This window comes from Mesorhizobium sp. P2_B11, from assembly GCF_056404855.1.
The window spans coordinates 733,973-749,676 of the sequence record NZ_JBFUDF010000001.1; the positions used below are offsets into that span (position 1 = coordinate 733,973).

Here is a 15,704-nt window from a genome sequence, read left to right on the forward strand (position 1 = left end):
CAGTTTCAGGCATTCCATTAATGGGGAGGGGCGCTTTGACCGTGCAAGCATCCAAGAAGCAGTTGGACCGTCGAAGCATTCTCAATTCTCTAAAGGCATTTCGGCGCGGTGATTTTTCAGTCCGTATCGACAATGTCTACGAAGGGGTCGATTCCGAGATCGCCGATACCTTCAATGAGATCGTCGATCTCAACCATCATGTCACGCGTGAATTCGAACGCCTGAGCAGAGTGGTCGGTAAGGAAGGGCGCATCGGTGAACGCGGCCGGGTTCGAAACGCCACCGGCAGTTGGGAATCCAGTGTTCGATCCGTCAACGACCTGATTGAAGACATGGTCCAGCCGACCGCCGAGGTGGCTCGCGTCATCGGCGCCGTCGCCAAGGGTGACCTGTCGCAAACCATGATGGTCGAAATCGACGGCCGACCACTGCGCGGCGAGTTCCTGCGTATCGGCAAGATCGTCAACACCATGGTGGGGCAGTTGGCCTCGTTCGCCTCTGAAGTGACGCGCGTTGCGCGCGAGGTCGGCACCGAAGGCAAGCTCGGCGGCCAGGCGCGGGTCAAAGGCGTTGCCGGCACGTGGAAAGACCTGACCGACAACGTCAACGCCATGGCGACCAACCTGACCGGGCAGGTGCGCAACATCGCGGAGGTTACAACCGCAGTCGCGTCGGGCGATCTGTCGAAGAAGATCACCGTCGACGTCAAAGGCGAAATCCTCGAACTGAAGAACACCATCAACACGATGGTGGACCAGCTCAATTCCTTCGCTTCGGAAGTGACCCGCGTGGCGCGCGAGGTTGGCACTGAGGGCAAGCTCGGCGGCCAGGCGCGCGTCGAGGGTGTCGGCGGCACATGGAAGGATCTGACCGACAATGTGAATTCCATGGCCGAGAACCTCACGGGACAGGTGCGAAACATCGCAGAGGTGACGACAGCCGTGGCTCTGGGCGACCTGTCGAAGAAAATTACGGTCGACGTGAAGGGCGAAATTCTCGAACTGAAATCGACCATCAACACCATGGTCGACCAGCTCAATTCATTCGCCGGCGAGGTGACCCGCGTGGCGCGCGAGGTTGGCACCGAAGGCAAGCTTGGCGGCCAGGCGCAGGTCCGCGGTGTCGCCGGCACCTGGAAGGACCTCACCGACAACGTCAATTCCATGGCAGAAAATCTGACGGGGCAGGTGCGCAACATTGCCGAGGTGACAACGGCGGTCGCTTCTGGCGACCTGTCGAAGAAGATTACGGTTGCCGTGCAAGGCGAAATCCTTGAGCTGAAGGACACCATCAACACGATGGTCGATCAGCTGAACTCCTTTGCCTCGGAGGTGACGCGCGTGGCGCGTGAGGTCGGCACGGAAGGCAAGCTCGGCGGCCAGGCCGATGTGAAGGGCGTCGGCGGCACCTGGAAGGACCTGACCGACAACGTCAATCTGATGGCCGCCAATCTGACCGGGCAGGTGCGCAACATCGCCGAGGTGACGACGGCCGTGGCGCGTGGCGACCTGTCGAAGAAGATCACCGTCGACGTCAAAGGCGAAATCCTGGAACTCAAAGACACCGTCAACACGATGGTCGATCAGCTGAATTCTTTCGCCTCGGAAGTCACGCGCGTGGCCCGCGAAGTGGGCTCGGAAGGCAAGCTGGGCGGTCAGGCTCATGTCGAAGGTGTCGGCGGTACGTGGAAGGATTTGACCGACAACGTCAACGCCATGGCGGGCAACCTGACGGTGCAGTTGCGCGACGTGTCCAAGGTTGCAACGGCCATCGCGACCGGTGACCTGACGCAGAAGATCACCGTCGATGCGCTGGGTGAGATCTTGCAAATCAAGGACGTCATCAACACGATGGTTGATCAGCTCAACTCATTCGCGTCGGAGGTGACGCGCGTGGCGCGCGAAGTTGGGTCTGATGGAAAGTTGGGCGGTCAGGCACAGGTGCGGGGCGTTGCCGGCACCTGGAAAGACCTCACCGACAACGTCAATGCTATGGCCGCCAACCTGACTGGCCAGGTGCGCAACATCGCCGAAGTGACCACGGCCGTGGCGCTCGGCGACCTGTCGAAGAAAATCACTGTCGATGTCCGAGGCGAGATTCTCGAGCTCAAAGACACGATCAACACGATGGTGGACCAGCTCAACTCATTCGCGTCGGAAGTGACGCGCGTGGCACGCGAGGTCGGCACGGAAGGCAAGCTGGGCGGTCAGGCACAGGTGCGCGGTGTCGCCGGCACTTGGAAAGACCTGACTGACAACGTGAACTCCATGGCCGAGAACCTGACCGGCCAGGTGCGCAACATCGCCGAAGTGACGACCGCCGTTGCGCGCGGTGACCTGTCGAAGAAGATCACTGTCGACGTGAAGGGCGAAATCCTTGAGCTCAAATCGACCATCAACACCATGGTGGACCAGCTCAACTCCTTTGCCGGCGAGGTGACCCGCGTGGCGCGCGAGGTCGGCACAGAGGGCAAACTTGGCGGTCAGGCGCGGGTCGAAGGCGTCGCAGGAACCTGGAAGGATCTGACTGACAACGTTAACCTGATGGCGACAAACCTGACCAATCAGGTGCGTGGCATCGCGGATGTGGTGACAGCGGTCGCGCAAGGCAATCTGAAGCGCAAACTGACAGTCGACGCGAAGGGCGAAATCGCCTCTCTGGCCGACACCATCAACGGCATGATCGAGACGCTTGCGACCTTTGCCGACCAGGTGACCAATGTCGCCCGCGAAGTCGGCATCGAGGGCAAGCTTGGCGGACAGGCGCGTGTGCCGGGTGCGGCCGGCCTGTGGCGCGACCTGACCGACAATGTCAACCAGCTCGCCGCCAATCTGACCACCCAGGTCCGCGCAATCGCCGAGGTCTCGACGGCAGTCACCAAGGGCGATCTGACGCGCTCGATCAGTGTCGAGGCCTCAGGCGAGGTCGCGGCGCTCAAAGACAACATCAACGAAATGATCCGCAATCTGAAGGATCAAACGCTGAAGAATGCCGAGCAGGACTGGTTGAAGACCAATCTCGCCCGGTTTTCGCGCATGCTGCAAGGCGAGCGCGATCTCGCTACGGTGTCGCGTCTCATCATGTCCGAACTCGCGCCTTTGGTGAACGCTCAGTACGGCGTGTTCTACGTCACCAATCGCGATGAAGAGGAATCCTATCTCGAACTGGCGGCGTCCTACGGCGCCGAAAGCAAAGCTTCCATCAAGCAGCGCCTCGACCTGCGCGAAGGCCTGGTCGGGCAGAGTGCCGCCGACAAGCGCGCCATCATGCTGGACAATGTGCCTCCTGAATTCCTGCACGTCACGTCTGGCTTAGGCAGCGCCTCCCCCGCCAATGTCATCATCCTTCCGGCCCTGTTCGAGGATGAGGTTAAGGCCGTCATCGAGCTTGCTTCGTTCGGTGAGTTTCGGGACACCCACCAGTCGTTCCTCAACCAGCTGATGGAATCCGTCGGCATCGTTCTCAACACCATTGCCGCAACGATGCGCACGGAGGGCCTGCTCAAGCAGTCGCAGTTGCTGACGTCGGAGTTGCAGGCGCGTCAGACCGAACTGACCAAGAAACAGGAAGAGCTTCATACGACTAACGAGGAGCTGCAGGAAAAGGCGCAGCTGCTCGAAAACGAAAAGAAGCAAGTGGAAAACAAGAACCTCGAAATCGAGATGGCCCGCCGCGCGCTGGAGGAGAAAGCCGAGCAGCTGGCGCTGACGTCGAAATATAAGTCCGAATTCCTGGCCAATATGAGCCATGAGCTACGCACGCCGCTCAACTCGCTGCTCATTCTGTCAAACCTGCTGGCGACCAACCAGCAGGGCAATCTGAACGAAAAACAGGTTGAATTCGCGCGCACCATCAACTCTGCCGGAACCGACCTTCTCAGCCTGATCAACGATATCCTCGACCTGTCGAAGATCGAGTCCGGCACTGTCTCGATCGATATCAACGATATGCCGGTGACGCATTTGCGGCAGCATATGGAACGCACGTTCCGTCAGCTGGCCGCCGACAAGGGCCTTGGCTTCACTATCAATGTCGATCCCGCACTTCCCGAGACTGTCCGCACGGATGAGAAGCGTTTGCAGCAGATCGTCCTCAACCTGCTTTCGAATGCTTTCAAATTTACCTCGCAAGGCGAGGTCAGTCTCAATTTCCGGGTCGAAAAGACTGGGCGCCGCAATGGCTCCTCACAGCCGACGAAGGGGCTGGCGATCGCTGTGACCGACACCGGTATAGGCATTCCCGAAGACAAGCAGAAACTGATATTCGAAGCCTTTCAGCAGGCCGACGGCACCACCAGCCGCAAGTATGGCGGCACCGGGTTGGGGCTCTCCATCAGCCGAGAGATTGCTCGCTTGCTTGGTGGTGAACTGCGCGTCGAAAGCGTCCCGGGAAAGGGCTCGACATTTACGCTGGTCATCCCGTTCGCCGGCCCGCGTGTGGCGGTGGCGCAGTCGATCCTGCCTGCGGCGGCGGACGCTGTTACTGCGCCATCCCTGGGCAGCCCGCCTTCTGCAGAGCTTATCGATGACCGCGATTCCATATCGCCGACCGATCGGGTCGTGCTGATTGTCGAGGACGATCCGACGTTTGGCGGCCTGTTGCTCGGCCTCGCACGTTCGGCAGGGCTGAAAGGCGTCTTGTCGAATGCGGGTTCCGGCACTTTGGCATTGGCTCGCAAACTGGTTCCCGACGCGATCACACTTGACCTCGGGCTTTCGGACATCGATGGCTGGGTGCTTTTCGACCTGTTGCGCCACGACCAGAAGACCAGGGGAATTCCCATCCATGTCATCTCGGGTGCGGAAGATATCGAAAGCCTTGGCCGCAAGGGCGCGTCCAGCATTTCCACCAAGCCAGTGTCCTCTGACGAACTGATGCAGGTGTTTCAGGACATCCATTCCAAGAAACTGCGTACCCAACGCCGCGTTCTGGTCGCCGACCCCGATCCGGAGCGTCGGCTATCGCTCGTCGAAGCGATCCGCGACGGCGTCACCTCGGTGACAGCGGTCGGTCGGTTTGCGGCAAACGCCGACGACGTCGGCATGGCCTCTTATGATGCCATCGTGCTCGGCTTCGGCCGCTCAGCGAAGGAGAACGCGCAAGTGCTGGACGAACTCACTGGCCAGTTCGGTGAAGCGTTGCCGCAACTGCTGTTTTTTGCCCCCCATCCGGATGCGCTTGAGCAGGTGCTGGCGCTGAATCCAGCGCTTGCGAGTGCGCCGCGTGCGGAGAATTTTGCTCAATTGGCGCTTCATATCTCGGCGACGCTGCCGGGAGAAGGACGCGAAGCGCGCGAGACCGAAACCGAACAGACCGGCAGGTCGGATCTGGCGGGAGCCAAGGTTCTCATCGTCGACGATGATATCCGCAACATCTACTCGCTCACCAGCGTCCTGGAGACTTACGGCATACAGGTTCTGCATGCTGAGCGCGGCCGTGATGGCATCGCGCTCCTGGAACAGACGCCCGATGTCGACGCAGCTTTGATCGATATCATGATGCCGGAGATGGATGGCTACGAGACGATGCGGCGTATCCGCGGCACGGCCGCTATCGCTCACATCCCGCTGATTTCGGTGACAGCCAAAGCGATGAAGGGCGACCGGCAAAAATGTCTGGATGCCGGTGCGTCCGACTACATCGCCAAGCCTGTCGATCTTGATCTGCTGCTGGCATTGCTTCGTGTGTGGATCGGTCGTTCCCGATCACGCGCTGAGAGTCCGGAAAAGATACTCGTGGCAGCGAACTGACGGCGGGGCCTCATGCAAAAGCTGCCGCGAAACAGAGCAAGAAAACTTGAGGTCGTGCAATCGGCCCAAGCACCGGCAAGGGCACGCATCCTCGCCGTTGACGATGATGAACGCAATCTTCTGGCGATCAGCGAGGTGCTGGCCACAACCGGCGATGTCATCTGCGCCCAATCGGGCGAAGAGGCTCTGCGCTATCTGTTGAAGGAGGATTTCGCCGTCATTCTGCTGGATGTGCTTATGCCGGGCATAGACGGCTATGAAACGGCCTCGCTCATCCGCCAGCGCGAACAATCCAAGCGCACGCCGATCATTTTTCTCACCGCCATCAACAAGGAGGAAGCCCATATGGTGCGCGGCTACGATGCCGGCGCGGTCGACTATGTCTTCAAGCCCTTCGATCCGATCATGCTGCGCTCGAAAGTCGCGGTGTTCGTCGAGCTCCACGAGAAGACGCTGGAAATCCAGCGAAAGGCGGCGGCCGAGCAGGGACTGCTGGCGCAGGCGCTCCAGGCGCAGAAGGACAAGCTTGAAGCGGAACGGGCCTTGCGTAGCTCAGAGGAGCGGCAGGATGCCATTTTGAGGTCTCTGCCGGTGTGTTTCCATGCGCGGGCCGCCGAACCGCCCTTCGCCGCTCGCTTTGTAACCAAAGGCGTCGAGCGCCTGACCGGCTTTTCGCCTGACGATTTGACCTCGGATCCGGCCTTCGGCCTTAGCCGGGTCCACCCTGAAGACCGCTCAAGGTTGGAGCAAGCACTGCTGCAGGCAAAAAATACCGGCTTCTACACCTGCGAATTCCGCTGGATGTGCGCCGACGGGGAGTATCGCATCTTTCTTGACCAAGGTGTGATGTCGGACGGGTCTGATGGCAACAAACCAGAGATACTGGGGACACTGCTTGACGTTACCGAGCGGCGCGGCCTCGAGGATCAGCTGCTGCAATCGCAACGTCTGGACGCTATCGGCAAGCTGACGGGTGGCCTAGCCCATGATTTCAACAATTTGCTCGCCGCCATTCTCAGCGGATTGGGATTGCTTGAACGCCGCGGGACGCTGGACGATCAGGCACGACAGGTTGTCGACCTGATGCGGCGTTCTGCCAAACAAGGTGCCGACTTGGTCACGCGAATGCTTGCCTTCTCGCGGCGTCAGACCCTGAGGCCGGAAGCGATGCGCCTTGCTGCCCTTGGCGACACCATGAACGGCTTGGTCGCACCGGTATTGGGAGGGCTTATACGCTTCGACTGGCAGATCGATGACGCGGTGTGGCCCGTGAATGTCGACGCCGGACAGCTGGAGCTTGCCTTGATGAATCTGGTTTTCAATGCGCGCGACGCCATGCCCTCCGGCGGCACAATAACGGTCCAGGCGCAAAACCATACAGTAGGAAGCCAATCGGAAGACGTGCCCGCGGGAGACTATGTCGTTGTGACGGTCAAGGACACGGGCTCCGGCATCGCGCCCGACATTCTTGCGAAGGTCGTCGAACCGTTCTTCACCACAAAGCCGGTGGGGAAGGGAACGGGGCTCGGTCTCAGCACCGTCTACGGCTTCATGAAGCAGTCGGGCGGGACGCTGCGCATCGAGAGCGCCGTCGATCGTGGAACGGCCATGCAGCTGTGGTTGCCGCGCTCGGTCGAAGAGCCGGCCAGTCCTTCGCTCGAAGCCGACATTGGGCACACGCTTCCAGACGCCTCCGCAGGCCGCCCGTCGATCCTTCTGATTGATGACAGCAACGTGTTGCGGCAGCTGACAGCCGAGTCGCTTCGCCAACGTGGGTTCGAGGTTACGTGTGCGGGAGGAGGAGCGGAAGCGCTGGCCATGATCGAACGTACTCCCGGTCAGTTCGACGTCATCGTTACCGACTTCGCAATGCCCCTGGTAACCGGCGTGGATGTCATCCGCTTCGCACGCAATCTGCGCTCCGATTGGCCGGCGGTTATCATCACGGGCTATGCCGACGCGGACGACATCGCCGACCGGCCAGCGGACGTGCCCTTGCTCGGTAAGCCCTTCCGCGACAAGGATCTGCTCGACAGCATCTTCCTCGCTATTGCCAATGCAGAGCCCCAGAAGATCAAGGCGGGCTAGCGCCATGGCAATGCCGACCGGTTGACAGCGAAAGACGCGATCCTCTTCGGGAGGCGACCGGCCATACTCAGTCATAGACCTCGTCGATTTTGCCGTGCCCGGATCCAACGAGAACCTTCGACCCTCGTCGTCGGCGCCTGGCCCATCCAACTTTGTCAGATTTGCAAACGTTCCCAGACATAGGTTTCGGTCGGCCACCTAGGACCAAGGTCCGACCGCAAGACGCAATGGTCTTGCGGATAAAGCTGCTCGGAACAGCCACTGCCTGCGCTCGTTGTTCGATGCAGATTGCAGGAGGAAGTTATGGATAGAAGTGTTGGCCAAGCGCGCTGGCTGCTTGCCCCGATTTTTGCGGTGGCGATCACTTTCCTGATGATTGGAATCTCTCTTGGCTGACGATCCAAACCTCTGCTTGACCTCTTGCTGCGCTGAGAGGACTCCCCTGATTGCCTTGTCGACGGTGGCTTGGATATGAACCGCATCCTTTTCGTGGCTGCCGATTTCCTTTCGCGGCCACCGGGATTCTACGTCATAATGATAGCCATGGTGGCATGCACTGCCCTGGTGCCCTTTGGCATGACAAATGCGGTCACCTACGCGCTTTCAGTCGCGGCCATCGTGATCACGGGAATCGTCCTTATACAGGGCTATCGAGACACAGCCGCCATCCACGCCAAACTCGATGAGATCATCGTCTCACTGGACGAAACCAGAAACGATGTCGTCGGGTTGGAGCATGCCGAGCCGGAGGAGATCCGGGAAAAGCTTGCAGTGCTCGAAGAAGAAGCGGCAAGCCGAGGACAGCGATCATGAGCGGTTCTGGCCCGGCAGACGACGTGGCCATATCCGTCGACCCGCTCACGGCTTCTGATCAGAGGAAGCGCACACCGTGGAAGCGTGCCAGGCGTCTGGCTGAAGACGGGGGCGGGTGTCTTGCGCCTGTTCCATCTGAAGAGAAGTCCTTTCGTGTATTCTTCCTGTCGAGGGAAACCGGCATCGACCCCGATCAAGCTCGCGAACTCGTCGATAGCATTGAACGAGACGGTGCCGCGTTGGTGAACGCCGCGCGCCGAATGAAAATCAACCCCAATGACTAACCAGCGGCACATGCGACATCCAATATCCGCCGCTGGTGCCTGGGCTGATTTCGCTGCCGGCAGCGATTGTCGGTGGATCAAAAAACGCGGCCGAGCATTTAAGTTATGGCTAACAATGGCCTAAGGAGGAATCAATGAAAAAGACGCTTCTCATTTTGAGCCTACTCATCCCGCTCGCAGCATGTTCGCGCACCGAACAGGGTGCTGCTGTCGGCGGGTTGGGCGGCGCAGCGGTAGGCGCCGCGGTGGCCGGCGACCCGGTGAAGGGCGCGATTGTCGGCGGCGCAGTCGGCGCGATAGCCGGGGCGGTCATCGGGCATGCCAGCGAAGCTGGCCAGTGCAGATATCGCGATGCGAATGGCAGAGTTTACGTGGCTCGATGCCCGGACGGCTACTGATTTGGAAGGCGCGTGATCCCCTATCATCACGCGCCTTTCAACGCAGATAATCAAATGGCATTTACCGTCAAGAAGCTGCTTGTTTCTGGTGCGCTGTAGCTGCTGCCGTGGCAGCGTCAAATCGTCGACGGTGCTCAGACTGTTCGCAACCGGCGCAGCCTTTCGGTGACGTAGTGCGTCCGGGGTCCCGTCAGCAGTATTTCGGTCACCAGGAAGTCGTCCAGCATGGCAAGCAGCTCACGTGCCGCACCAGACGAGCAGAAATAGTAGATCATCTTGCCGTCACGACGGGCGTCGACAAGTCCGAAGGCACGGAGCTTGGCAAGATGCTGGGAAAGAGCTGATTGGCTGAGCAGAACCTTCCCGGCAAGCATACCGACCGAAAGTTCGCCGCCTGCCAGCTGGTTCATGATCAAAAGCCGCTTCTCATTTCCCATCATGGTGAGAAAGTCGGCGACAGTTCCGGCATCGGCGGCAAGTTTTTTTGAAATCATCAGGTCGAGGGACTTTTGCTTATGCGTCACGCTGATGCGAAACCGTAGGCCAACGCCACAGCAAAACTTTGGATGCACCGCTGAGATGATTTTTCTTTTCAGGCAACACGCAGGTATGGAGCTGACGGCGTTATGTGGAATTGATCGATGCCGGCGGTGAATGGTTTGTTCGCGTGATAGACGGCGACCAAGAACTCACCCGAACTTTCGAGATTGAGTCCTTCGCCTGGGTCTTTGCCGATGGCCACCGAAGGCGACTTGGCCTTGACCGGATCATCCAGATTTAACCGGCCCTGTCGTACTCCGTTGGAGGAACGGAGCTCTCGTGCCGGTGATCGTCTCGATCGTCTTCAGCCGCCCCTCATGGACGTCAAGCAAGACGCGGTGTGCTGGTGGGATTGTATATTTCAGAAATGGTTGCCGCCCCAAGGACAGGCAGCTCAACAAAGCGTCTGCCAAAGTGGCTGGGATTCGCCCATCCGCGCATCTGCCAAGATTGGTGAGTGTGCCTACTTAGCTTTGTCGCCAGCGTGGGCCATTTCGCCCTTGAAGGTAACTTTCGTGCCCTTTCGTACCATCGAGGCGAGGTCTTCGGCATCCCAGTTCGTCAGCCTGATGCAGCCATGCGAGAAAGTCTTGCCGATCTTGCCGGGTTCGGGCGTGCCGTGAATGCCGTAGCTTTCGATCGACAGATCGATCCATATAGACCCCACCGGATTGTTAGGGCCGGCAGCAATGGTGAAGGGCCGCTTGGTCTTGACGCCCTTGAAAGCGAAGTGGGGATCGTAGTGATAGGTCGGATTGTGCACCACGCGTTTGACCTCTGCCTGGCCACTCGGCGCGGGCTTTTCGTCGCTTCCGATCGAGGCAGGGTAGACAGCGAGCGCTTTACCGGACGGATCAAGCGCGCGTAGCACCCGAGCCTCCTTGTCGACCTCAACCTCGGCAATGGCGGCGGCAGGATCGCCCCGACCAATATCAGGGACCAGCAACTTCGTGCCGGCCTTTCTCAAGCCGACGCCAGGATTGAGCCTTTGCAACAGGGGTTCGCTCATGTGGAAGCGCTCCGCCAATTTCTCGGTCGCATTGTGATAGCCGAGCCTCGAAAGCCGGGCCATGCGCTCGAGTCGAGCCGGAATTCGCTTTGTAAAAGGTCCGCGCACATCCTTGCGTGTCAGTTCATAGGTGATCAGGACAGGGCTCGCGGAGGTAGCCAGAAGCTTGTCCCAGGTTTCCTGAGTGAGCTTGCCATCGGACGGGAATCCGTTCGCCGTCTGGAAGGCGCTGATCGCCTTGGTGAAGCTCTCTCCAAGGCGGCCGTCGATCAGGCCTGGAGAGAAGCGCGCACGGTCCAAGAGAATCTGTGCCTTCAGAACGACTGGGCTGAAACCCTTTGGGGTGTCGGATGCAAATTGCGCCTGGTTGACGTCAGCCAGATCCTGCTTCGCCGCTTCGGCTCCCCCAAAAGCGAGGATGAACGCTGCCGCGACAAGAAGGAGCCTGATCATCGAGTTCACTCCGGATGGAGACCTGCCTATATGACGCGGCACGGCCCAATAGGTTCCGGGAATATTCGGCCCAAGGCCTTCGGATTCAAGGCTTTAGCGCAAGCGTAACCTCGTAGCGGCCCTCACATCTTAGTCGGACGACCCGGACAGCGCCGAAGCCATACCCAACATTAGATCGTCGCTCTCGGAACTTTAGTGAAGCTGAGCCCTTCCTCCATTGAACCGTGGAGGAGACCAAAATGGCAAATCTGGGAAGATTGGCGATCGCGATGCTTGGCGTCCTGGCATACCAGAATCGCGACAAGATCGGCGACATGATCCGTGGGGCGGGAGATCGTAATCCAAACGACCCGCAAGGCGGGATTCTGGATCAGATATCGAAAGGCGTCTCGGGGACAGCCCTCGGTGACATACTGGACCGATTCAGGGGGGCAGGGGCGGGATCGAAGGTCGACTCTTGGGTTGGCACCGGGCCCAACCAACCTATCCAGCCGAGCGACGTGGAAGCGGCAATAGACGAAGACACGCTGACGTCCCTCTCAATGCAGACCGGCCTTTCGCGCGAGGAACTCATCAGCAGGATCACCCGGGATTTGCCCGAGGCAGTCAACAAGATGACGCCAGATGGAAAATTGCCCGCTGAGCCGACGCAAGGCTCGAATGAGACGACCCTACTTGATGACGTGCCCACGCGTTGGCCACAAGCCAAGAATTCAACTGGCCAGAGCGATGTCTAGAGCCACAGCTCTGGGCCGGGGCGATTTGATAAACCGCACACGCCCGGCGCCTGACACGAGCCGGCGCGATTCTGAGGTGGCAAGAGCAATAGTCGAGTTGGATTTATTGGCCGCGTTGCTTGATTCCCGCTGGCGCATTCCAGGAACATCAATCCGTTTTGGACTGGACGCCCTGGTGGGCCTGGTGCCCGTACTTGGAGATGCGGCCACAGGCATCGTTTCGGTTTATATCGTATTGCGAGCCCGAAGTTGCGGTGCTGGGAAGACCTTGGTCGCCAGAATGTTGGGAAACGTATTGCTTGATACCGTTGTAGGAAGCATCCCTATTCTGGGCTCAATCTTCGATGTTTATTTTAAAGCCAACAATCGCAACATCAGACTGCTTCGCCGCCACCTCCACCGATAGGCCGGAGTCCAGCAGCCGGCCGGTGACGCGACTTGCCTCAGTGCAGCTCAGCATTCACCCGCGGAACTTAATGGGCTTCCGGCACGTTTTCTCGCCGAACCAATTTAGGTTCAAGAAAAGGGGAAACTATGGAAAATCCAGGTGTCGGGTGGATAGCGGCTATCGTCATCGGCGGTATCGCCGGCTGGCTCGCCGAGATGTTCATGAAAAGCAATATGGGCGTGCTCATGAACATCATTCTGGGGATCGTTGGCGCCATCGTTGCCAACGTCCTTCTCGGTCTGCTGGGCGTATCGTTGGCCGGCTGGCTTGGCTATCTTGTCGCCGGCTTCATCGGTGCATGCATTTTAATTGCCGTGGCCCGAATGATCAGACGCTGAACCAATAATCGAGCTTGCCCGTTCTTAGTCGTGATTGAGGCGCGTGGTCCTGCGGATCACGCGTTTTTCACAACCCTCTTGCGACGCTCAATCCCTCGGGTTGAGGTCGACTTCGCAGTCCTCCTGAGCTGTCCGAGCCAGCTTTTTAAGCCCCTCCTGTAGCTCGCTCGCGCAGGGCCAAGTCTTACCTTGGTGGAGTTGTTGTGCTGGTTGCGGTACACCCGCGAGCGCAGCGCTGACCGCATTTATGTTTGCTGGGTCTTCGCCGCTGACCACGCGGTCAGCTTTCGCGATTCTCCTATAAGCCAGCATGACACCTAGGCAAGACGTGCCAACGCCAAGTGAAAGGCACGGAACCTTTCGCCTCGCCCGCTCTTTCACTCGAAGCCAATTCGGGCACGGAGCATTGTAATGAAAACTCTAGCCGATATTTTCGAGCATACCCTGCAAGACATGTATTACGCGGAGAACGCGATTACCAAGGCCTTGCCGAAGGTGGCTGCGGCCGTGAAGGACGCCAAGCTAAAGAAAGCGGCCGAGGACCATCTCGAGGAGACGAAGGGACAAATCAAGAAGCTCGAGCAGGTGTTCAAGTCGATAGGCAAGAAGGCGTCTGGCGAGAAGTGCGACGCGATAGAGGGCCTCATCAAGGAAGCTGACGGACTGATGGAGGAAGCGTCAGGAACGGCCCTCGATTCCGGCCTGCTAGCGGCTTGTCAGGCAGTCGAGCACTATGAGATCTCCCGGTACGGCTCGCTGCGGGAATGGGCAAAGGATCTTGGGCATGATGAGGCGCACAAGTTGCTCAGCGAGATCCTCGACCAGGAAAAAGCCACCAACAACAAGCTGACGAACCTTGCGGTTACGTCGATTAACAGGACAAATTGATCCCCCGGCCGCCTGGAGGCGCACGGGCCAATACCGTACTGAACGGCGGACCAAGGGGTGAACCCGCGTTGAGGCGCCCTTCTAAGCCACAGCTAGGAAGGCGGCCACCGGTCATGGCGGCCGCCTCGGTTTTTAGACGTGGTGCTCCGCTTCCTCGAAGGCGCAGACTCAATGCCGTCCTCCATGAGAATGTCCTTCTTGCGAGCGAACGCTACGAAGACTCCTCGTGCAGTCTCCGGATCGACATCGCCAATCAGCGCGGCTTTGCAAGCTCGAATAGCCGCTTTCTGCTCCGGGCTGTTGCCGCACCATTCCGCTGCGAATTGATAGGCGTCTGCGACGGTGTTGAGTTGGCGTGGAAAGCCTAATCCTACCCACACCCGGACTGGCTTTTCGAAAGGTTTCGATAGCATCATAACCTCCTTTCTAGGCAGTCACTCCTCCGCCTTGGCCACCTTTGCCTGTCATCCACGGCATCGTCATCGACACTTCCTCAAGGATTCTGGCTGCTTTCGCAAAACCGCTGAACGCGTCTCTGGCTGCGGACAGCGGATAGTCGCTGTCGAAAGCCCGCTGGCAGGCGCGCAATGCAGTCTGGTGAATGGGGCCGCGCCTGTCCTTCGGCCATTCATAGAGGAATTCTAGAGCGTCTTCGAGACACGCGATTTCCTGGACAAGGTTGTTACCGCTTCTGACGAAGACGGCGTTCTGAAACATCCGATCGTTCATCTGATCCTCCAAGTCGAACGAACAATTGAGTTTTGTGTTGGCGCGGTCCAAGCTAACTGCGCGCACGCGATAGAGGCGGGCCAGTGCGTTGCTGCAAAGTGATCATCTCCCTTTCCGCAATCGGAGCCTCCCAGCCGAGGCCGGGAGGCGGACCGCAGTTCAAAGTTACGGATCGACGGGCTCACGCGGCTTTACGCGTGCGGTCCGGGTCTTGAGTGATCTGAGCGGCAGCGATCGGCGTGTCACCCACGCCGATGCTGATGCGACGCGGCTTCAGCTCTTCGGGAATCTCACGGACAATGTCGATCGTGAGGAGACCATTCTCCAAGTTCGCTGCCTTGATCTTCATGTGGTCGGCCAACCTGAACGATTGTCTGAAGCTGCGATAGGCAAGGCCCTGATGGAGAAGCTGGCGCCCGCTCTGGTCATCAGCTTTCTGACCAACCACGACTATTTCGGGGCCATGCTGGGTCAACTCGACCTCGTCCTGGCTGAAGCCGGCGATCGCCATGGCGATGCGGTAGTCGTTCTCTCCGACCTTCTCGATGTTGTAGGGAGGCCAGTCCGGGCGCGTGCCGCTGTCGAGCATGTCGAAAAGGCGATCGAAACCGACGGTGGTCCGATAAAGGGTATCAAAGGTTCTCATAGCCACATTCTCCTTGAAGCAACATGGGTACAAGGGCGCCGCCCCACGCGGCGCCGCCATTTTTTGCCGAGCCTTATGGCCTTGGCGGAAATCGAATTAGGAATCGGCCCAAATGAGTTCAAGAGCATGTCGAAATTTTTTTATGGCCACCCTTGGCATCGACGGAAAGCGCATTCTGAGATTCTCTACCAACCGACATCACATCTTCAACGTTCGTTGACATGCGCCGGTTGATTCCGGCTACCAAACTGCCCGCTCACACCCGGCGGGTTTTTTGTTGTGTTAGCGGAACTGCATATACGGCCATCGGTTGATCACACAGCAGCACTGCTGCTGGCCAAGGTCCGCATAACTTGGCCGGGCCCGCGTCCTGCCTTGGTCGCGGGCCCGCATCGTAGGCTGCGCGCTGTCACCGGTGACGTAGGGCACTCCTACGGTCGCCGTTCTAGCAAGGCACCGGGAAGACTCAGGGCAATCAGCGGGCGGCTTCGGCAAGGCGCGTTTTGCGGGGGTTTCCTCCGAAATAATCTGCCTGTGTTGTTAAGCGCGTCATTCGAGATCGAACGGGAACGAATGTGGCAGT

14 protein-coding genes are annotated in these 15,704 nt (G+C 59.0%); 9 read left to right on the forward strand and 5 right to left on the reverse strand.

Going from position 1 to position 15,704, the window contains the following annotated elements:
• The first annotated feature begins 41 nt into the window (after window positions 1–41).
• The 5 genes from AC1DYJ_RS03325 (at window position 42) to AC1DYJ_RS03345 (ending at window position 9,333) form a co-directional block, all read left to right on the forward strand.
• Window positions 42–5,750, forward strand: coding sequence for a HAMP domain-containing protein (locus AC1DYJ_RS03325; RefSeq protein WP_477425963.1), 5,709 nt, complete (start codon window positions 42–44; stop codon window positions 5,748–5,750).
• Between the two features lie 12 nt (window positions 5,751–5,762).
• Window positions 5,763–7,838, forward strand: coding sequence for a response regulator (locus AC1DYJ_RS03330; RefSeq protein ID WP_477279985.1), 2,076 nt, complete (start codon window positions 5,763–5,765; stop codon window positions 7,836–7,838).
• 471 nt (window positions 7,839–8,309) lie between these two features.
• Window positions 8,310–8,651: a low affinity iron permease family protein gene (locus tag AC1DYJ_RS03335; protein ID WP_477279986.1), complete on the forward strand. Its 342-nt coding sequence runs from the start codon at window positions 8,310–8,312 to the stop codon at window positions 8,649–8,651.
• Window positions 8,648–8,935 (forward strand): hypothetical protein, encoded by a 288-nt coding sequence (locus AC1DYJ_RS03340; RefSeq protein WP_477279988.1) that lies wholly within the window; start codon window positions 8,648–8,650, stop codon window positions 8,933–8,935. Before AC1DYJ_RS03335 ends, AC1DYJ_RS03340 begins: the two co-directional genes overlap by 4 nt.
• Window positions 8,936–9,069: 134 nt before the next feature.
• A complete protein-coding gene (locus AC1DYJ_RS03345) occupies window positions 9,070–9,333 on the forward strand; it encodes a YMGG-like glycine zipper-containing protein (RefSeq protein WP_477279990.1) in 264 nt (87 codons plus the stop codon).
• Window positions 9,334–9,467: 134 nt separating this feature from the next.
• On the opposite strand, the gene AC1DYJ_RS03350 is transcribed toward AC1DYJ_RS03345, so the two are convergent.
• Window positions 9,468–9,827: an ArsR/SmtB family transcription factor gene (locus AC1DYJ_RS03350; protein ID WP_477280206.1), complete on the reverse strand. Its 360-nt coding sequence runs from the start codon at window positions 9,825–9,827 to the stop codon at window positions 9,468–9,470.
• Window positions 9,828–10,336: 509 nt separating this feature from the next.
• Window positions 10,337–11,335 carry a L,D-transpeptidase family protein gene (locus tag AC1DYJ_RS03355; protein WP_477279992.1) on the reverse strand — a complete coding sequence of 333 codons (999 nt, stop codon included), beginning with the start codon at window positions 11,333–11,335 and terminating at the stop codon, window positions 10,337–10,339.
• 239 nt (window positions 11,336–11,574) lie between these two features.
• On the opposite strand from AC1DYJ_RS03355, the gene AC1DYJ_RS03360 reads away from it, so the two are divergent.
• The 4 genes from AC1DYJ_RS03360 to AC1DYJ_RS03375 all read left to right on the forward strand — a co-directional run bounded on the left by AC1DYJ_RS03360 (window position 11,575) and on the right by AC1DYJ_RS03375 (window position 13,746).
• The gene (locus AC1DYJ_RS03360) at window positions 11,575–12,072 is read left to right on the forward strand and encodes a YidB family protein (protein ID WP_477279994.1); all 498 of its coding nucleotides are present in this window, start codon (window positions 11,575–11,577) and stop codon (window positions 12,070–12,072) included.
• Window positions 12,065–12,478, forward strand: a complete 414-nt coding sequence (locus tag AC1DYJ_RS03365; RefSeq protein ID WP_477279998.1) for a DUF4112 domain-containing protein — start codon at window positions 12,065–12,067, stop codon at window positions 12,476–12,478. The genes AC1DYJ_RS03360 and AC1DYJ_RS03365 overlap by 8 nt, the downstream gene beginning before the upstream one ends.
• Before the next feature lie 128 nt (window positions 12,479–12,606).
• Complete coding sequence (locus AC1DYJ_RS03370; RefSeq protein ID WP_025583718.1) at window positions 12,607–12,858, forward strand: GlsB/YeaQ/YmgE family stress response membrane protein; 252 nt, start codon at window positions 12,607–12,609, stop codon at window positions 12,856–12,858.
• Between the two features lie 411 nt (window positions 12,859–13,269).
• Complete coding sequence (locus AC1DYJ_RS03375; RefSeq protein WP_025583720.1) at window positions 13,270–13,746, forward strand: YciE/YciF ferroxidase family protein; 477 nt, start codon at window positions 13,270–13,272, stop codon at window positions 13,744–13,746.
• 92 nt (window positions 13,747–13,838) lie between these two features.
• On the opposite strand, the gene AC1DYJ_RS03380 is transcribed toward AC1DYJ_RS03375, so the two are convergent.
• From AC1DYJ_RS03380 to AC1DYJ_RS03390, 3 genes are all read right to left on the reverse strand, one after another.
• Complete coding sequence (locus tag AC1DYJ_RS03380) at window positions 13,839–14,162, reverse strand: DUF982 domain-containing protein (RefSeq protein ID WP_477279999.1); 324 nt, start codon at window positions 14,160–14,162, stop codon at window positions 13,839–13,841.
• 10 nt (window positions 14,163–14,172) lie between these two features.
• Window positions 14,173–14,475 (reverse strand): DUF982 domain-containing protein, encoded by a 303-nt coding sequence (locus tag AC1DYJ_RS03385; RefSeq protein ID WP_477280000.1) that lies wholly within the window; start codon window positions 14,473–14,475, stop codon window positions 14,173–14,175.
• Window positions 14,476–14,656: 181 nt separating this feature from the next.
• Window positions 14,657–15,121, reverse strand: a complete 465-nt coding sequence (locus tag AC1DYJ_RS03390) for an Hsp20 family protein (protein ID WP_477280001.1) — start codon at window positions 15,119–15,121, stop codon at window positions 14,657–14,659.
• Window positions 15,122–15,704 lie beyond the last annotated feature (583 nt).